Below are 18201 nucleotides of genomic sequence, written 5' to 3'. Positions count from 1 at the left end.
TCCGCAGGACCGAACCCGGAATTTCGACATTCCGGGTTCGATGCTTCGCATCGCCCGGAATGACGGGCAAGCTCCTTTCCTTCGACAGGTCTGATTACGTGAACCGTTCCAGTCTCAAGCGAGTGCGCCGTGGCTGAGCTGATCGTCATCTCGACGCTCAACGGCGTCCTGTTCGGCATGCTGCTGTTCCTGTTGTCCAGCGGGCTCACCGTCATCTTCAGCATGATGGGCGTGCTGAACTTCGCGCATGCCAGCTTCTACATGCTAGGCGCGTTCTTCGGCTTTCAGCTCACCCGCTGGATCGGATTCTGGCCGGCCCTGGTGCTGGCGCCGCTGCTGGTCGGCGCGGTCGGCATGGCGGTCGAGCGCTACGGTCTGCGCAACACCCACAAGCACGGCCATGTCGCCGAACTGCTGCTGACCTTTGGTTTAGCCTTCGCGATCGAAGAGATCGTCTCGATGATCTGGGCAAGAGCCCGGTCGACTACCGCGTCCCGGCGGCGCTCGACTTCCCGGCCTTCACCGTGTTCTCCACCAATTACCCCGCCTACAAGATCTTCATGCTGGTGATCTCGGTCGTGATCTTCATCGCGCTGCTGGTCACCTTGAAGAAGACGCGCGTCGGCCTGATCGTGCAGGCCGCGCTGACCCATCCGAGCATGGTCGGCCATCTCGGCCACAATGTCGGACGCGTGTTCATGCTGGTGTTCGGCGTCGGCAGCGCGCTTGCGGGTCTCGCCGGCGTCATCGCCGGTCCCTCGCTGGTGACGCAGTCCGATATGGCTGCACTGCTCGGCCCGATCCTGTTCGTCGTCATCGTGTTCGGCGGCCTCGGCTCGCTGCCCGGCGCCTTCATCGCATCGCTCCTGATCGGCTTGATCCAGACCTTTGCAGTCGCGCTCAATGGCTCGCTCGCCAGCGTGTTCGGCCCGCTCGATCCGAGCCTCGGCCCCTCGCCGCTCACCGACATCTGGAACGTTACGATCGCGCAGATCGCGCCGATCCTGCCCTATGTGCTGCTGGTGCTGGTCCTGATCTTCCGCCCCATGGGCCTATTGGGGACGCGCGAGTCATGAGCAACGCTTCCACGCCCTCCATCGCTGCGGCCAAGCAGGAGCCCGGCAGCGCCCTGAGCTTCTATGGTGTCTGGCTGCTCGCCGCGGTCGCGCTCGTCGTGCTGCCGCTGGTGTTCGGCACCGGCGGCTCGCTGACCTCGTTCAGCCTGATCGGCATCGCGATCATCTTCGCGCTGTCCTACAACATCCTGCTTGGCCAGACCGGGCTGCTGTCGTTCGGACACGCGGTGCAATACGGCCTCGGCGGCTTCCTCGCCGTGCATGTCATGAACGCGGTCGCGAGCCACAACTGGCCGATCCCGCTGCCGGTGATCCCGCTGGTCGGCGGCATCGGCGGCATGGCGTTCGCCCTGCTCGTCGGTTGGGTGATGACCAAGCGCGCGGGCACCGTGTTCGCGATGATCTCGCTCGGCATCGGCGAGCTGGTCGCCTCGTCGTCGCTGATCCTGCGCAGCGTGTTCGGCGGCGAATCCGGCATCACCACCGACCGCACCTCGCTGATGCCGATGTTCGGCTGGACTTTCGGGCCGCAGATCCAGGTCTATTACCTGATCGCGTTCTGGGTGATGGTGTCGGCGATCGCGATGTATGCGCTGACCCGCACGCCGCTCGGGCGGATCTGCAACGCGGTGCGCGACAACCCGGAGCGCGTCGAGTTCATCGGCTACGATCCGCATGTGGTGCGCTATCTCGCCTACATGTTCGCCGGCTTCTTCGCCGGCATCGCCGGCGGACTCGCCGCGATCAATTTCGAGATCGCCAACTCGGCCTATCTCGGCGCGACGCAATCGGGCCTCGTGCTGTTCTCCGCGTTCATCGGCGGCACCGCCTATTTCTTCGGTCCGATCCTCGGCGCCATCCTGGTGACCTATCTGCAGCTCGGGCTGACCAGCGTCACCTCGGTCTGGCAGCTCTATTTCGGCATCATCTTCATCGGCATCGTGATGTTCGCGCCCGGCGGCATCGCCGGCATCCTGATGAAGCACCGTCCGCTGATCCGCGCCGGGACGTTCGGCACCGTGATCCCGTCCTATCTGGTCGCGGCGATCCCGACGCTGGCGCTGGCGCTCGGCATCATCCTGACCATCGAGACCGTTGCGCGCTTCTCGGGCGGCGACGCGATCAACCTGCTCGGCATCCCCTTCGTCGCCACGGCGCCGACGACCTGGGCGGCCGCGGCGGTCCTGCTCGTCGGCGGCTTCCTGGTGGCGCGCATCACCTGGCGACGCGTTGCGAAAGCCTGGGACCGCGCCGCGACGGTGGCCCGTGACCGGGGGTATCTCGCATGACCGCAGCCATCCAAGTCAACGCCGTCGAGAAGAGCTTCGGCAATGTCGCCATCATCCGCGATCTCAATCTCAGCGTCGCCAAGGGCGAGCGTCACGCCATCATCGGCCCGAACGGCGCCGGCAAGTCGACGACGTTCAACCTGATCAGCGGCCACATCAAGCCGACCTCGGGCGAGATCCGCCTCAACGGCGAGGTGACCTCGGGCTTGCGGCCGTTCGAGATCAACCGGCGCGGGCTGTCGCGCTCGTTCCAGGTCACCAACGTGTTCGCCCGCATGACGGTGTGGGAGAACGTCCGCTGCGCCGTGCTGTGGGCGACCGGCCACCGCTACGCGTTCTGGAAGAACGTCGACAATCTGCCCGAGGTGAAGCAGCGCACCGCGCAGATCCTCGACGACATCCATCTCAGCCACCGCCGCGACGTGCCGGCGGGCCTCTTGACCTATGCCGAGCAGCGCGAGCTCGAGATCGGCATCACGATCGCGGGCGGCGCCAGCGTCATCATGCTGGACGAGCCGACCGCGGGCATGAGCCACGCCGAGACCGAGCGCGCCGTCGCACTGATCCGCCGCCTCACCGAGGGACGCACGCTGGTCATCGTCGAGCACGACATGAGCGTGGTGTTCGGCCTCGCCGACCGCATCTCGGTGCTGGTCTACGGCCACATCATCGCCTCCGGCACGCCGGAGGAGATCCGCGGCAACCCGAAGGTCAAGGAAGCCTATCTCGGCGAGGAGATCGACTGATGCTCGAGGTCAGGAATCTTCACGCCTATTACGGCAAGAGCCACATCCTGCAGGGCGTCGATCTCGACATCGCGGCCGGCGAGGTGGTGAGCCTATTGGGGCGCAACGGCGTCGGCCGCTCCACCACCGTCAAGGCGATCATGGGCGAGGTGCCGCCGCAGGGCACCATCCGCTTCAAGGGCCAGGACATCGCAGGCCTGCCGAGCCACAGGATCGCCCGCCTCGGGCTCGGCTATGTGCCCGAGCATCGCGACATCTTCCCGAGCCTAACGGTTCGCCAGAACCTGATCCTCGGCATCAAGGACCCGCGCCGCCCCGGCAAGTGGCGGCTGCAGGAGATGCTCGACATGTTCCCGAACCTCGCCGCGCGCGCCGACACGCCGGCGGGCGTGCTGTCGGGCGGCGAGAAGCAGATGCTGACCACCTGCCGCACGCTGCTCGGCGACCCCGAATTGATGATGATCGACGAGCCGACCGAAGGTCTCGCGCCGCTGATCGTCCAGCAGGTCGGCGAATTGATCGCGCGGATCGCCAAGGCCGGCGTCGCGATTCTCCTCGTCGAGCAGAAGCTGTCGATCGCGATGAAGATCTCGAACCGGGTCTACATCATGGGCCACGGCCGCGTGGTGTTCGAAGGCACCCCCGACCAGCTCAAGAGCAATGCCGCCGTTCGCGAGGAATGGCTCGAGGTGTGAGGCGGGTGACGGCGGATCGACGAAGCAATCGAACGTCGGGTAGCAGCGCCGTCAGTCAGCTCGCGAACACGACCCAGACCAGCGCGACCAAGAGACTGTGGAAACAAACTATCGAAGCCAGGAATAGCCAGTCGTCCCCGGTCATGGGGCCGAAAACCACGGCCGAAGCGCGGCGACAGCGACATGCGAGCTGGGACAAGAAGTTCGACTGCATGGGACTGCCCTAGCGGAGTAGCTCCGCCAGGTCTTGCTAGTCTGTGCCAGCTAGTTGAGAGCTGGTGTCAGCCCATCACCGATCGCCATTCGAGCTGCGATAGGCCCTCGGCGTGAGGCCGGTCCAGCGGACGAACGCATGTGTGAAGGAAGAGACCTCGCTGTAGCCCAACAGCCATGCGATCTTGGAAATCGGCAGCTCCTCATCTTCGAGGTAATGGCGGGCAAGGGCAATTCGAAACGCCTTGAGAACGTCTGAGAAGTCCACCCCCTCCGACGACAACGCGCGAGCCAGAGTTCTCCGGCTCATGCCAAGACGACGCGCGACCGCCTCGGCATTGGCTTTGCCGTGCGGAAGCAACTGGGCGATGTGTCCTTCGACGCGAGACCGCACGCTGCTTCGTCTTGGTGCCCGGTTACGAAGCGCTTCGTCGGCATATTGGAGCAACATCCTGTTGAGATGCAGATCGGCACCCACGACAGGCAATGCGCCGATCCGGGACGGAAACAAAAGCTCGTCGCTGTCCGCTGCAAATTCGATCTCGCATCCGAGAAGAGATCGCACATCCGACGGCGTTTCCCGTCTGGAGTGCCTCAGCTTGATTTGCTTCGGGACCAGCCTGCCGTCAGTCAGTGCGCGGCAAATACGGATCAGCGCAACCAGCCAGAATTCCGCATGGTGACGATCCGACGACCGATCGATGTTGACATATTCGAACCCGATGGCGAATCCGCGATCGACAGAACTCCGCAACCGCACACCCTCGTTGTTGATCGCGCAGTAGCGTCCGCCGATTTGCAAGGCGTCAACGAGATGCTCCGATGAAGCCATGACGTAGTACAGAAGCCCGATCTCGCCCAGCTCGAAGCCTTGAGCCAGATGGAGTCCGAAGCAGTCGTCCTGCAATTCCCTTGCGGCGAGTTCGAGCAGCCTGACCTGCGCTCGTGCATCGATGCGGCGCTTGCGGTCCTCGACGTCGTCGATTGCCAGGCCTGCAGCTGACACGATCGGGGCCGGATCAACCTGCGCATCGCGCAGCCGGGCACATGCGAGACGCGCGATTCCCCCGGCAGAGCTCGGTATCGACGGTAAGGCGCTAGCAACGCGTGTGGCGGCTTTCATTCGGCACCGAACTGTGTTCGTGGCTCAACGTCGGGAGCTTCCGGGATCGTATCTTGACCTATGTCAAACGAGCTCATGGGTTCGAGGCATCCGGTCTGACACCATCTCGCAATTTAACGACCCAGGATCACAAGACGCAACGGACGCAAATCGTCTAGCCGATTGCTTCGCGGCCACTCCATTTCTGCCCTGAAACGACGGCAGTCAGCTTCCAATGGGCCCGCGCAGGGGCGAACTCGTCATGGGCTTGGTCAAGCATGCAAATTCGCTGGGACAGGCGATTGGCGCCGAAGCGACCAGCCATATGAGCTAGATCGTGGTTGGACAAACACCTGCCCAGCATAGCGGCATTCATCGTTCAATTCATTACACGATCATTGAAGGCGAGACTGCGGGCACCTGGCGTTACTCGTTCTCCATCGGCGATCGCAACTACTCGGGAACGGTTCGGGCGGTCCTTGGATTGCTGGCGGCACGCCGCGTAAGGATGAAGATCGATCGGGTGTTAAGGCAAAACGCGTCAATTGATCATCAAGGCCGGCAGCGGCCGGAGAAAGAGGTCGAGACGCCCGCTCCGCTCGTCCCACCGGCCGATCCCAAGGACTAGCGCGGCTGCGTAGCTGCGCTAGTCCGGCCGGAGCAACGCCACCACGTCGCCCGCGCGCAGCGTCTGGCCGGGTTTCACCGGCACCGAAGCGATGCGCCCTGCCGCGGGTGCGTGCACGGAGATTTCCATCTTCATGGACTCGATGATGGCCAGTACGTCGCCGGCCGCGACCTTGGCGCCTTCCTCGACCAGCACCTTCCAGATATTGCCGGGCACTTCGGAGAACGCGCCGATCTGACCGTCGGGAATCCCCGTCGCGGCGGCTGCCGCATCGATCGTTTCAGCCGGCGCCTCGTCGAGCTTCATCTCGCGCCAGCGCTGGCGCTCGGCGTCGAACGCGGCCTGCTGCGTTGCCTTGAACGCGGCGATCGATGGCTTGGCGTCGGCCAGTGTCCTGGCGTAGTCGGCGTAGGAGAACTCGCCCTCGTCGATCCTGATGTCGTATTGGCCATGCGGGAACGCGGCGCGGGCATCGAGCAGTTCATCGGCGTCGACCGGGAAGAAGCGGATCTTGTCGAAGAACCGCAGCAGCCAGGGATGGCCGGGCTCGAACACCCGCGTGGCGCGCCAGGTGTTCCAGACCTGGATGGTGCGGCCGAACAGCTGGTAGCCGCCCGGCCCTTCCATGCCGTAGATGCACATATAGGCGCCGCCGATGCCGACCGCGTTCTCCGGCGTCCAGGTCCGCGCCGGGTTGTACTTCGTGGTCACCAGCCGATGCCGCGGGTCGAGCGGCGTCGCCACCGGCGCGCCGAGATAGACGTCGCCGAGGCCGAGCACGAAATAATCCGCGTCGAACACGATGCGGCGGACATCGTCCTCGCTCGCAAGTCCGTTGATGCGCCGGATGAACTCGACATTCGACGGACACCATGGCGCATCGGCGCGCACCAACTCCTGATATCTGCGCATCGCAAGCTCGGCCTGCGGATCGCGCCACGACAGCGGCAGATGCACGGTGCGGCTCGGCACCCGCATCGCGTCGACCGGCGGCAATTCGCGCTCGATCCGCCTGAGCACGTCGAGCAGCTTCGTTCGCGACAACGCGGTGCCGTCATAATGGATCTGCAGCGAGCGGATGCCGGGCGTCAGATCGATCAGGCCACTGAGCTTCGCCTCTTCCAGCGCCTGCGCCAGCACATGCACGCGCAGCCGCAGCGCGATGTCGAGCTCCATCGGACCATACTCGACCAGCAGATCGTCGTCGCCGGCGCGGCGATAGACCACCGGAATCGGGCCGTCGTCATTCCGACCGACGATCGCCGATCCGAGCTCAGGCGCGCGCAGCACCGTGGGGCCGGCCACCGGATCGTCGCGTTTGACCGGCACGAAGCGGACGGTGTCGCCCGGCCTGAGCTGGCCGACCTTCCATAGCTCGTCGCGGGCGACCACGGCCGGACAGACGAAGCCGCCGAGGCTCGGTCCGTCGGGCCCGAGAATGATCGGCATGTCGCCGGTGAAGTCGATCGAGCCGACCGCATAGGCGTTGTCATGGATGTTCGACGGATGCAGCCCGGCCTCGCCGCCGTCGGCGCGCGCCCAGCGCGGCTTCGGCCCGATCAGCCGCACGCCGGTGCGGGCGCTGTTGAAATGCACCTCGTAGCTCGCCGCGAACAGCGTCTCGATATCCTCGTCGAGGAAGAAATCCGGCGCGCCGTGCGGGCCGTAGACGACGCCGATCTGCCACGCCGATGTGAGTTGCGGCCGCTCGTGTTCCGTGGCGCGCCGCGGCGCCGCAAGGCCCGATGGCTCGGCACCGATATGCAAGACGTCGCCGGCCTTCAGCGATCCCGTCGCATGGCCGCCGAACGCGCCGAGCGCAAACACGGCACGCGACCCGAGAGTTTCGGGCACGTCGATGCCGCCGCGCACGGCGAGATAGGTGCGCTGGCCCGGGCCCTTGATGCTGCCGATCACGAGCGTCTGGCCGGCGCGTATCGCGAGCGGCTCATCGTAGGCGACATCAGCGCCGTCGAGCGATGCCTTCATCTGCGCGCCCGACAGCGCGACGATCGTATCGGTGTTGAAGCGCAAGGTCGGCCCGTTGACCGTCAGCTCCAGTGCGGTCGTCGTCTCCGGATTGCCGACCAGGCGATTGGCGAGGCGGAACGACCGCTCATCCATCGGGCCGCTCGGCGGTACGCCGACATGCCAGAGATGCAGCCGGCCGGGCAGTTCCTGCACCCCGCTTTGCGCCCCCGGCGCGACCACGTCGAGGGTGCGCGGGCGATAGGCGAATTCGCCAAGCACACTGGTCGCCACCTGGCCGCTGCGGAACACGTCGGAGGCTGCGATGGCACGGAGATAATCCAGATTGGTCTCGATGCCGGCGACGACCGTATCGTCCAGCGCTTTCGAAAGCCGCGCGATCGCGGCCTCGCGCGTCTCGGCTGAAACGATGATCTTGGCCAGCATCGGATCGTAGAACGGCGACACCTCGGTGCCGGTCTCGATCCAGCCGTCGATCCGCGCATCCGGCGAAAAGCTGACCTGCGTCAGGCGGCCCGCGCTCGGGCGAAAGCCCGCGCCCGGATTCTCGGCATAGAGCCGCACCTCGATCGCAGCTCCCTTTGGCGTGAGCGCGCCCGCCTGGCCGAGCACGTCCTCGCCGGCCGCCTGCCGGATCATCCATTCGACGAGGTCGACGCCGGTGACCTGCTCGGTGACGGGATGCTCGACTTGGAGACGGGTGTTCACCTCGAGGAAGTAGAAATCCTCGCGCTCGACGTCGTAGATGAACTCCACCGTGCCGGCAGATTCATAAGACACGGCCTTGCCGAGCGACACCGCGGCCGCATGCAGCCGCCGGCGGATGTCGGCGGACAGCCCCGGCGCGGGCGTCTCCTCAAAGACCTTCTGGTTGCGCCGCTGCAGCGAGCAATCGCGTTCGCCGAGGGCCACCACGCCGCCCTTGCCATTGCCGAAGATCTGCACCTCGATATGGCGGGCACTGGCGACGAACCGCTCGAGATAGACCCGGGCGTCGCCGAAGCTTGCCCGCGCCGTGCGCTGCACCAATTCGAAACGCTCGCGCAGTGTCGCCATGTCGTGGCACAGCTGCATGCCGATGCCGCCGCCGCCCGCCGTGCTCTTCAGCATCACCGGGAAGCCGATCGTTTCGGCCTGCTGCACCGCCTCGTCGATCGTCTCCAGCAGGCCGGAGCCCGGCAGCAGCGGCACGCCGCTGCGCTCGGCGATCTCCCGTGCCTTGTGCTTGAGGCCGAAGGCGTCGAGATGCTCAGGCCGCGGCCCGATGAACTTGATGCCGTGCCCGGCGAGCCGTTCGGCGAAACGGCGGTTCTCCGACAGGAAGCCGTAGCCGGGATGCACCGCCTGCGCGCCGGTCGCAAGGCACGCCGCCATGATCGCATCGACGTTGAGATAGCTCTCCGCGGCGGGCGCCGGACCGATCCGCACCGCCTCGTCGGCGTCGAGCACCGGCCGGGTGAAACGGTCGGCGTCGGAATAGACCGCGACCGAAGAGATGCCCATGCGGCGCAATGTTCTGCCGATCCGCCCGGCGATCTCGCCGCGGTTGGCAATCAGGACCTTGCTGAACATACCTCACGCCTCCGGCTCGAAGATCGTCACCTGAACCGGCGTCGGAAAGAATCCGTTGCAGGGGTTGTTGATCTGCGGACAGTTCGAGATCAGGCACAGCACGTCCATCTCGGCGACCAGCTCGATGGCGTCGCCGGGCCTGGAGACGCCGTCGACCACGGTGAAATTGCCGGCGGGATCGATCGGCACGTTCATGAAGAAGTTCAGATTCGGCACGATGTCGCGCTTCGACATGCCGTATTTCGCGGCTTCGATCACGAAATTCTCGCGGCAGGCGTGCTGATAGCGGGTCTGGTGCCCGAACCGCACGGTGTTGCTCTCACAGGAGCAGGCGCCCGCCGATGTGTCGTGCAGGCCGCAACTGTCTGCCGTCACGCGCAGCATCACGCGGCCTTCGTTGGACATGATCCTGGTGCCCAGCCCGACATAGGCCGAGCCCTGCGCGCGCAGCGTATCCTGGCCGCTGTAGCGCTCGCCGAAATCACTGGCGCAATAGAACAGCGTGTCGACCGCCTGCTGGCCATGGCTATCGGTGATCCGCAGCGTCTGCCCCTTGCGGATGATCGCCGACCACGGCTTGCGCGCGGGAATTTCGACATCGAGAACGATGCGGCCGGCGGTGCGAACAGGTTGCATGGTCATCGCACGGCTCCTTCCAGGGCTTCGCCGAGATACAGCGCATTGTTCTCGTAGGCGCGGGCCGCTTCCGCGGTCGCAGTCCGGCACAGATCGTCGGCCGCCGGCGCGGCCGCGCGGTAGCGCACGATCTCCACGCTCGCCTGCGGATAGATTTTGGCGGGATCGAGCGGATGCGGGCAGTTCGACAGCGCGATCAGAAGCTCCATCTCCGCGCGCAGATCGACGAAATCGCCCTGCTGCCGCCGCTGCTCCGACCAGACAAACTTGCCGTCGGCGTCGATCGCGACCGGTGCGAAGAAGCTGACGCAGGGATGCACGTCGCGGCGATCAAGGCCAAGCTTGGCTGCGGCGAGAATGAAATTGTCGCGCGTGTTGCGGAAATTCCCGTCGCCGTATTTGGCCATGTTGGTCGCCGCGGTCGAGCCGCCGACCACGGCATCATGTGCGGCGCTGCTGTCCTCAGTGACGCCGAGCAGCGCGCGCCCCATGTCGGACAGCAGCACCCGCCCCTTCTGCAACCGCGCCGCCCACTGCACCTTGATGGTGTCGGCGTGGTTGAGCCGTTCGGTGGTGTCGGCACTGTTCCAGGCGAGCAGGCTGACGGTCGACGTCCCCGACGTGTTGACGATGCGCAGCGTGTCGCCGCGATTCAGCCGCGTGGTCCAGTACCAGCCGGATGGGATCGTCTCGCGGTGAATGACAGTGTCGGCATCGATCGACGCGGCGTCGCGCGCAGTCGGCGCCGGCAGTGCCCGCGGCGCGTGCTCCTGCCCCGCCGCCTTCAGCTCGTTATACCGCCGGGTATGCGCCGCGATCTCGGCCTTTTGTTCCTCTGACAGGATCATGGTTGCTCCTTCAAGACGAGAGCGCCGGGCCGTCCCGGCTGATGCTCCTTGCCTGACCGGGTCGTCCCGGTCGGAGCTGGTTGAACTGACGACCGCAGCTCCGCACTGCGGCGCGGAAAGATCTCGAGGTCGCGCGACACCGTGGCGCCGTAGCGCTCGCGCTCCTCGGGGCGGTTGCGCTGCCGCTCCAGCGCGATCACGCGCGTCGCGAGTCCGAAGGCTTCACTGAGGTCATGCGTCACCATCACGACCGTCAGATGGGTCTCGTTCCAGAGCCGCTTCATCAGAAGGTGAATGTCGGCGCGGATTCCGGGATCGAGCGCACCGAACGGCTCGTCGAGCAGCAGGATCTTCGGCCCGCGCATGATCGCCTGCGCCAGCGCGAGCCGCTGCTGCATGCCGCCCGACAAAGCGGACGGATATTTGATCTCCTGGCCGGCGAGCCCGACCTCGGCGAGCAGCTTCATCGCTTCGTCGGCGGCGGCGCGGCGCGCGGCGCCGAACAGCCGGCCGGTGAATTTCGGCGTCGCGCAGTTCGCGCCCGAGCATGACATTCTGCAGCACTGTGAGATGCGGAAACACCGAGTAGCGCTGGAACACCACGCCGCGGTCGGCGTCCGGCTCGCCGGGCAACGGCTTGCCGTCGACCAGGATCTGGCCGCGGGTCGGCTGCTCCTCGCCGAGCAACATGCGGAGCAGCGTGGTCTTGCCGCAGCCGGACGGGCCGACCAGCGCAATGAAGGCGCGCGGCTCGACCTCCATCGTGATGCGCTCGAGCACGATGTGGTCGCCATATTCCTTCCAGACGTCGTCGAAGCGGATCGTGCTCATTCCGCCCTCACCGAGGCAAACCACGGAAACAACCTTCGCTGCGTGACGCGCAGGCCGACATCGATCAGGAACGCCAGCAGCGTGATCCAGGCGACGTAGGGGATGATGACGTCCATCGCGAGATAGCGGCGCACCAGGAATATCCGGTAGCCGAGCCCGGAATCGGAGGCGATCGCCTCGGCTGCGATCAGGAACAGCCACGCCGGCCCGAGCTGCAGGCGCAGCACGTCGATCAGCCGCGGCAGGGTTTGCGGCATCGCGACGCGCAGCGCGATCTGCCAGGTCGAGGCGCCGAGCGTCTGTGCCTTGACGATCTGCTCGCGCGGCAGCTCCTGCACCTTCATGGCGAGATCGCGGATCATGCAGGGCAGCGTCCCGATTACGATCAGCGCAATCTTGGAATTCTCCCCGAGCCCCATCACGATGAACAGGATCGGCAACAGCGCCAGCGGCGGCACCATCGAGGTGACAGACACGAACGGCCCGAGCAGGGCGTTGGCGCCCGGCAACAGCCCGATCACGATGCCGAGCACCAGCGCAGCCACCGTCGAGATCGCCAGCGCCGAGCCCAGCCGCCCCAGGCTGGCGACCGTGTCGGAGGCCATCAGATAGCCGCCGGTACGCGGGTCGACCTCGAACGCCATCTGCTTGACCGCCTGCACCATGCTCGGCAGTGCCGGCAGCAGCTTGTCGTTCGTGTTCTGCGCGAGCCGCGCGCTGGAGCCGGCGAAGTAGGCGATTGCGACCAATACGAACGGCAGCGCGAGCAGATAGAACCGCGTCTGCCGTCCCGGCCGTATGTTCACAAGTCGCATGGGCTGCTCCTGCTTGGGGCGACGCGCTGCGCGTCCGAGCTTGGCGTCAGAGCTTGCCCTTGGCGGCCTCGTCCATGTAGGTCGGGTCGAAGCGCAGCTTGACGTTCGACTTGTCGCCGAGCACCGACTTGTCGGCGAGCTCGATGCCGACCGCGTCGGCCGACTTCGCGCCCTTGCCGAGCAGGTCCTTCTCGAACAGGAACTTGCGCACCCGATCCATGGTCACGCCGACGCTCTGGCTGCGCGTGAAGGCTTCGGCGTCGGTCGCCCTGTCGAACAGTTTTGTGGTCGAGAGCTGGCTGTCGAAGCCGGCGAGGTCGGTGCCGGAGGCCTTGGCCATCGCCTCCTTGGCGGCCTTCGCCGCGGCATCGTTCGCCGTCATCTTGGACAGCGTCTCGTACCAGATGCCGACCAGCGCCTTGGCGAAATCCGGATTGTCCTTGGCGACTGCGGTGTTCACCACCATCAGGTCCATGATCTCGCCGGGGATCTGCGAGGAATCGAACACCTTCTTCGCATCGGGCGAGCCGAGGATTTCGGTTACGATCGGATTCCAGGTCACCACCGCACTGACGTCAGGCGTCTTGTAGGCGGCGGCGATATCGGCGTCGGAGGTGTTGATGACCTTGACGTCCTTCTCGCTCAGCTTGCTGGTCTCGAGCGCGCGCGCCAGCAGATAATGCGACACCGAGAACTCGACCAGGTTGACGGTCTGGCCCTTGATCGCGGCGAGATCGGTCTTGTTCTTCAGGATCACCGCGTCGTTGCCGTTGGAGAAATCGCCCATCACGACCGCGGTGGTGTCGACGCCGCCGGCGGCCGGAATCGAGAGTGCGTCCATGTTGGTGATGGTGACGGCGTCATAGCCGCCGGCGGTGTACTGGTTGATCGATTCGACGTAGTCGTTGAACTGCTTGACCTCGATCGCGATGCCGTATTTGTCGGCCCATTTCTTGACGATGCCGGTGTCGGCCGCATAGCCCCACGGCATCCACCCGACATAGATCGACCAGGCGACCTTGAAGCTTTTCTTCGGCGCGGCGTCGGCCGCAGGCGCAGCCGCCAGCACGACCGCGCAGCCGATGACAACAGAGCGAAGGAAGAAAACGAATTTGTTCATTGCCGATCCCTCTTGCGAAATTTCACAAAAAGGGACTGGCGAAAAGACCATCGCTCCGCCAATCCCTTGGCTGACGAGGTCTCCCGGGCTTTTATCCCGCCGTGCACCTGCGGGGATGTCTCCCCCGCAAGCGGCTGCTCTCGGACCAGCACCTTGCTTCGCAAGATCGGAACCCTAGCGGCCAACTCGATGCCATTGATGCACGAGGCGTGCCAGCGGGCCGGCAATTGAATCTCATGAGATTTTTCCGCGCGCGCGGCGCGGCCGCGATGGTGCCTTGCTCAAAGATTGCGCAGACCTGCTCAGAATTGGTTCTGTCCTTTCGCCACCGGCATCAGCAGGATCGCACGATGGCTGATGTCGAGGGGAGTTCGATGCGCAAGCTTCTGAGCGTTCTGTGCGCCGGCCTCTGGCGCGGATTGCACGGCCGGTTCGGCCTGGTGCCGAAGTCCGAACTAAAAGACTGATCGCAAGATCGCAAAAAAGAGCCCCGCTCTGCAGCGGGGCTCCTGCACAGAGATCCTATTTCCGATCGGAGTTTTGCGCCGGCGTCTGCGGGCTCTGGCCTGAGCCTGACGACGGCGGGTTGTTGTTCTGGTTGGGCTGGCTGGACTGCGTGTCCCGGCCGGCATTTGACTGATTGCCGTTGCCCTGACCGACGGTCGACTGGTTCTGCGGTGCAGCCTGGCCCGTCGTATTCTGCTGCGGGGCCTGCTGCTGAGCGGACGGCTGATTTCCGCTCTGGCCGGTTGTCGACTGGTTCTGCGGCGAGTTCGCCTGACCCGTGGTCTGCCCGGTCGTGTTCGGCTGGGCAGGCTGCTGAGTGCCGGTCTGGCCGGTCGACTGGTTCTGCGGCGCGTTGGTCTGGCCGGTCGTCTGTCCAGTCGTGTTCTGCTGGGTGCGGCTCTGGCCGACCGTCGACGATGCGCCCGCGCCCTGACCGATTCTGTCGGACAGGCCGAGTGCGGTCACCGTGCGCGTGTCGACGCTGCCGCTGGTCGTGATGCCTTCCTGACGCTGGAAGGTGATCAGCGCCTCGCGGGTCCGCGATCCCAATACGCCGTCGGCCTCGCCGACCAGCAGGCCGCGGTCGATCAGCACCTGCTGCACCTCGCGGATCTGCTGCGGGTTCAGGTCCATCATCGCAACGCTAGCGCCACCACCGCCGCCGCGATGGCTGAAGCGCGTCCGCGGTCCGACCGGGACCACGTCGACGACGCGGCGCTCGCGATCGAGGAACACGACTTCATCCTCGACGACGAAGAAACTATCGTCGCGATAATACGGGAACGCATCGATCAGCGCCGGGAAGGTTGCGACCGACACCGCGTTGAACCTCCGCGGCACCACCACGCCCGGATTGACCGCGAAGTTGATCGTACTGACATTGACGCGCGGTGCGTTACGCGCCGACAGCACCGAGCGCTGGATCGTGCTCTGCTGCTGCGCGGTCACGGTGCGCCCAGCCTCGGTCTGGACCGTGGCGTTCGACTGGGCCTGGGTCTGAGCGGTTGTCCCGGTTTGTCCCTGGGCCTGACCGGTGGTCTGTCCGGAGTTCATCCGGTTTTGCGTCGTGCCGGACTGCGGAGCGGCCGCGCCCGTGGTCTGGCCGGCTCGCGTATTCGGGGCCGCCGTTGTGCCCTGGCCGGTGGTCGTGTTGGCGCCCTTTGCCTGGTCCGTGGTCGTGCTCTGGCCGGTCGTCGTGCCCGCCTTGCCTTGAGTCTTGCCTTGAGCCTTGTCCTGAGCCGTCCCCTGACCGGTCGTGGTGCCCTGGCTGCGGTTCGCAGTATTGGCGCGATTCTCCTGCTGCTGCTGGCTTTGCCGCGTCGTGGCGTTGCCGCGTTCGCGGGATTCAGATCGGCCCATCTGCTCGCGCTGGTTTCGGCTCTGGCCGACGGTCTGCTCTTGCTTGCTCTGGTCTTGCTTGCTCTGGCTGCGCTGACCCTGCTCGGCGCGGCCGCTCTCGCGGGCCTGGCCGGTGGTCTGGCTGCGCTCGGCCGCACCGCGGCCCATCTGTCCTTCAGCCCTGCCGCTCTCTCGTGCGCCCTGGCTCTCTCGCGCGCCACCCTGGCCGCGGCCGACCGTCATGCCTTCGCTTCGCGACGCTCCGGGATTACCATGCATTGCGCCGCCGGAACTGCCGCCCGACGGGCCTGCGGATCGGCCGTGTTCACCTCCACCGCCTCCGCCCGCGCCGACGCTTCCGCCGCCGCCCATGCCGCCACCGCCGCCGCCCTCGCGCATGCCCTGCGCCGAAGCGAGACTGACGCCGGCCAACAGCACGGCCGTCGTCAGCAGAAATTTGCTCTTCATCATCTTGCTCTGCATTACCAATTCCTCCTGCAGTTTTGCGGCTGCCGGATTGCGAAGCCGGCGCCAATGGCCGGCACGCTCCGCACTGCGGCCGCGTTCCAACAAAGCCGGCGAGCGACGCGACGCAACGGTGCGCGCGTCTCACCGGTGAACTCTGAGAAAACAGCGGCGCCGCCCGCACCGTTCCTAGACACCGCCGCGACGCGACATTTCGCGCCAAGGGAACACCACACGTTCATCTTGAGTTCATCTTGAGCCAGCGGCCTGATGTCTGGTCACGCTTCAGGAACCGATCGCCACGCTTTCCCGTTTTCAATCGAAGTGTGCGCTCGTCGTCATGACGATGCTCAGCGAGCTCACGCGGATCATCGTCCGCTGCGACGGGCGGTGGATCGAAACAGGTTCCGTTCGGCTTTGAACATTTGCTTCGCCGTCAACGGCAGCACCGCTGCGCCCACCTCGCCACCGGGCCCGGATCCCTTGCAGGCGCGCGGCCATTCGCAACCAATGCCACTCTCCTCCGTTGACCGGCTGGGCATCATCATCGAGGAGGATCACATGCGGAAAACAGGGCTTGTTCTTGCAACCGTCGGTACGCTTGGGGTGAGCGCCATCGCGGCCCCGGCGCCCGCCGAAGCACGGTGGGGACACGGAGGTTGGGGTGGCGCGCTCGCAGGCGGATTGATTGCCGGCGCAGTCGTCGGCGGCCTCGCCTCGTCAGCCTATGGCTATCCCGGCTATTCCTATGGTTACGGCTATCCCGGCTACGGCTACGGTTACGGCTATTCGCCCGCCTATTACGGGTACGGCAGCTACGCCTATGACGACGGCTATTACGCTGCGCCGTATCGTTGGGGCGGCGGTTACACCACGACATATTATAGCGGATACCGGCCGGCCTATTACGGTTACCGCTATCGTCACGTGGTGCGCCCGGCATACGCCTATTATCGCGGCGGCTACCCGCGCTGGCATCATCGCTGGCGTCATTGGTGAGATCGGCCAGACCGACGCGGCGCGGCCAGCCGGGCTGACCGGCGCCGGCAAGGGTCGACCGGGTTGAGCGGCAGCGTTACCCGGCGACCCGCAGCGCGGTCACCGCGACGCAGGCGTTGCCTAACGGAATCAGCACCACCTGCGCGCCGTTCGGCAGCGCCATCGTCGCGAGATCACCGAGCGTGCCGGTCTGTCCGTTGAGCTTGGCGAGTTCGGCGGCAACCGTCGAACAGCTCTCCGTCCGCGGCGTCACCCGCACCAGATTGCCTTCGCAGGACGATCCAACCGGCGCGGCAAACACGATACCGGCGGCCTGCTGATTGGCGGCGGGGTGGCTTGGCTGGCCTGGTTAGGTGCGAGCGCGACCAGCGACTGCACCGAATGCGAATTGCCGGCCTTGGCGTCCCACTGCGACTGCGCGGTGTAGTTGGAGTTCATCGCGAGGCCGCGGCCGAGCGTCCCGAACAGATTGGCGCAGGTCGCGATGTTGCCCTGCCGCGCATGCTCATCGAACACGGTCGGTTGCTGGCCCGCCTGCTGCGGCGGAACGGATGCCGCGGCAGACGGGGGCGTCGGCGCTTCCTGCGGACGCTGTTTGTGCGGCTGCGGCTTCGCGGCGGCGGGCTTTTGGCCGGCGCGGGCGTCGCCGGCTGCAGCGGCATCGGCTGCGACTGGGCAGGCTGCATCTGCTGGGCATAGCCCACGACGCCGGCCGCACTGAGCGCCGCCACGACGACCGCCGTGAAAATCAGGATGGGGGTCTTCAGTCGCATCGGCGTATTCATCTTCTCGTCCCGCACTTCGATGCGTCGCTCCGGCTTCCGGATTCGCATGCAGCCTGTTGTCTCATTTCAGCTTCGCCAGCACGCCGGACAGTCCGTCCAGCGGCGCCTCCAGCACGATCGGCCCTTGCGGCAGCTGATAGGACACGCGGCACGGCGTCGCCGCGCGGATGTGCCGCCTCAGCACATTGCCGATCGCGACCGTGGCGAAGCAGAAACTGGCATCGCAGCGATCGGTCTGCGCGACGATGCGGTCCGGACCGTCGCCCATCGCGAGCTCGATCTGCGCACCAACCCCGACGGCCGCGGGTATCCGCATCGCCATCAGCGGTTTGCCGTCGGCGGTCGCGATCAGCGACCAGTTGAAGGCGATCGCGCCCTGTGCGCTGACGATCGATTGCGTGACATTGCAGACGCGGCGCTTCGATCTGAGACTTCTCGTCGCAAATCAGGGTCCAGTTCTTGAACGGCTGGATCATCCGCCTGAACTCGCCGAGCGTCTCGCCCTCCGGCACCACGACGTCCGACGGCTTCACGGCGTAGGCGCCAG

At 65.7% G+C, this 18201-nt stretch carries 14 protein-coding genes, 3 pseudogenes and 1 riboswitch; of the genes and pseudogenes, 6 read left to right on the top strand and 11 right to left on the bottom strand.

Annotation, left to right across the window (positions count from 1 at the left end; translation table 11 throughout):
- Nucleotides 1-129 precede the first annotated feature (129 nt).
- The 4 genes and pseudogenes from ACSKB9_RS29835 (at nucleotide 130) to ACSKB9_RS29820 (ending at nucleotide 3806) form a co-directional block, all read left to right on the top strand.
- Nucleotides 130-1076, top strand: a pseudogene (locus tag ACSKB9_RS29835) (branched-chain amino acid ABC transporter permease).
- Complete coding sequence (locus ACSKB9_RS29830) at nucleotides 1073-2365, top strand: branched-chain amino acid ABC transporter permease (RefSeq protein ID WP_438077585.1); 1293 nt, start codon at nucleotides 1073-1075, stop codon at nucleotides 2363-2365. The pseudogene ACSKB9_RS29835 and the gene ACSKB9_RS29830 overlap by 4 nt, the downstream one beginning before the upstream one ends.
- Nucleotides 2362-3111, top strand: a complete 750-nt coding sequence (locus ACSKB9_RS29825) for an ABC transporter ATP-binding protein (RefSeq protein WP_438077583.1) — start codon at nucleotides 2362-2364, stop codon at nucleotides 3109-3111. Before ACSKB9_RS29830 ends, ACSKB9_RS29825 begins: the two co-directional genes overlap by 4 nt.
- Nucleotides 3111-3806 (top strand): ABC transporter ATP-binding protein, encoded by a 696-nt coding sequence (locus ACSKB9_RS29820; RefSeq protein ID WP_438077581.1) that lies wholly within the window; start codon nucleotides 3111-3113, stop codon nucleotides 3804-3806. The genes ACSKB9_RS29825 and ACSKB9_RS29820 overlap by 1 nt, the downstream gene beginning before the upstream one ends.
- 289 nt (nucleotides 3807-4095) lie before the next feature.
- Here the strand turns inward: ACSKB9_RS29820 and ACSKB9_RS29815 are convergent, their stop codons facing one another.
- Nucleotides 4096-5142: an AraC family transcriptional regulator gene (locus tag ACSKB9_RS29815; protein ID WP_438077579.1), complete on the bottom strand. Its 1047-nt coding sequence runs from the start codon at nucleotides 5140-5142 to the stop codon at nucleotides 4096-4098.
- A gap of 316 nt (nucleotides 5143-5458) precedes the next feature.
- Between ACSKB9_RS29815 and ACSKB9_RS29810 the strand changes: the two genes are divergently transcribed.
- Complete coding sequence (locus ACSKB9_RS29810) at nucleotides 5459-5749, top strand: hypothetical protein (RefSeq protein WP_438077577.1); 291 nt, start codon at nucleotides 5459-5461, stop codon at nucleotides 5747-5749.
- Between the two features lie 18 nt (nucleotides 5750-5767).
- Here the strand turns inward: ACSKB9_RS29810 and uca are convergent, their stop codons facing one another.
- From uca to ACSKB9_RS29775, 7 genes and pseudogenes are all read right to left on the bottom strand, one after another.
- Nucleotides 5768-9310, bottom strand: coding sequence for an urea carboxylase (gene uca, locus ACSKB9_RS29805; RefSeq protein ID WP_438077576.1), 3543 nt, complete (start codon nucleotides 9308-9310; stop codon nucleotides 5768-5770).
- 3 nt (nucleotides 9311-9313) lie between these two features.
- Nucleotides 9314-9952 carry an urea amidolyase associated protein UAAP2 gene (locus tag ACSKB9_RS29800; protein ID WP_438077575.1) on the bottom strand — a complete coding sequence of 213 codons (639 nt, stop codon included), beginning with the start codon at nucleotides 9950-9952 and terminating at the stop codon, nucleotides 9314-9316.
- Nucleotides 9949-10794, bottom strand: a complete 846-nt coding sequence (locus tag ACSKB9_RS29795) for an urea amidolyase associated protein UAAP1 (protein WP_438077574.1) — start codon at nucleotides 10792-10794, stop codon at nucleotides 9949-9951. The genes ACSKB9_RS29800 and ACSKB9_RS29795 overlap by 4 nt, the downstream gene beginning before the upstream one ends.
- Nucleotides 10791-11556, bottom strand: a pseudogene (locus tag ACSKB9_RS29790) (ATP-binding cassette domain-containing protein). Before ACSKB9_RS29790 ends, ACSKB9_RS29795 begins: the two are co-directional and overlap by 4 nt.
- 65 nt (nucleotides 11557-11621) lie before the next feature.
- Nucleotides 11622-12440 carry an ABC transporter permease gene (locus tag ACSKB9_RS29785; RefSeq protein ID WP_438077573.1) on the bottom strand — a complete coding sequence of 273 codons (819 nt, stop codon included), beginning with the start codon at nucleotides 12438-12440 and terminating at the stop codon, nucleotides 11622-11624.
- Nucleotides 12441-12486: 46 nt separating this feature from the next.
- Nucleotides 12487-13560 (bottom strand): putative urea ABC transporter substrate-binding protein, encoded by a 1074-nt coding sequence (locus ACSKB9_RS29780; protein WP_438077571.1) that lies wholly within the window; start codon nucleotides 13558-13560, stop codon nucleotides 12487-12489.
- 78 nt (nucleotides 13561-13638) lie between these two features.
- Nucleotides 13639-13749, bottom strand: a riboswitch (guanidine-I (ykkC/yxkD leader).
- Between the two features lie 333 nt (nucleotides 13750-14082).
- Complete coding sequence (locus ACSKB9_RS29775; RefSeq protein WP_438077569.1) at nucleotides 14083-15888, bottom strand: peptidoglycan-binding protein; 1806 nt, start codon at nucleotides 15886-15888, stop codon at nucleotides 14083-14085.
- A gap of 543 nt (nucleotides 15889-16431) precedes the next feature.
- Here ACSKB9_RS29775 and ACSKB9_RS29770 point away from each other — a divergent pair.
- Nucleotides 16432-16869, top strand: a complete 438-nt coding sequence (locus tag ACSKB9_RS29770) for a hypothetical protein (protein WP_438077567.1) — start codon at nucleotides 16432-16434, stop codon at nucleotides 16867-16869.
- Nucleotides 16870-16945: 76 nt separating this feature from the next.
- Here the strand turns inward: ACSKB9_RS29770 and ACSKB9_RS29765 are convergent, their stop codons facing one another.
- From ACSKB9_RS29765 to ACSKB9_RS29755, 3 genes and pseudogenes are all read right to left on the bottom strand, one after another.
- A complete protein-coding gene (locus ACSKB9_RS29765; RefSeq protein WP_438077566.1) occupies nucleotides 16946-17122 on the bottom strand; it encodes a hypothetical protein in 177 nt (58 codons plus the stop codon).
- Nucleotides 17119-17385 carry a hypothetical protein gene (locus tag ACSKB9_RS29760; RefSeq protein ID WP_438077564.1) on the bottom strand — a complete coding sequence of 89 codons (267 nt, stop codon included), beginning with the start codon at nucleotides 17383-17385 and terminating at the stop codon, nucleotides 17119-17121. Before ACSKB9_RS29760 ends, ACSKB9_RS29765 begins: the two co-directional genes overlap by 4 nt.
- Before the next feature lie 330 nt (nucleotides 17386-17715).
- Nucleotides 17716-18063 (bottom strand): annotated as a pseudogene (locus ACSKB9_RS29755) (invasion associated locus B family protein); the annotation flags it as partial.
- Nucleotides 18064-18201: the final 138 nt, after the last annotated feature.

The organism is Bradyrhizobium sp. BR 1433 (assembly GCF_051547665.1).
GTDB classification, from domain to species: Bacteria; Pseudomonadota; Alphaproteobacteria; order Rhizobiales; family Xanthobacteraceae; genus Bradyrhizobium; species Bradyrhizobium australafricanum.
Note: the sequence above shows the minus strand (reverse complement) of the source record. Positions and strands in the feature narration are given on the sequence as shown.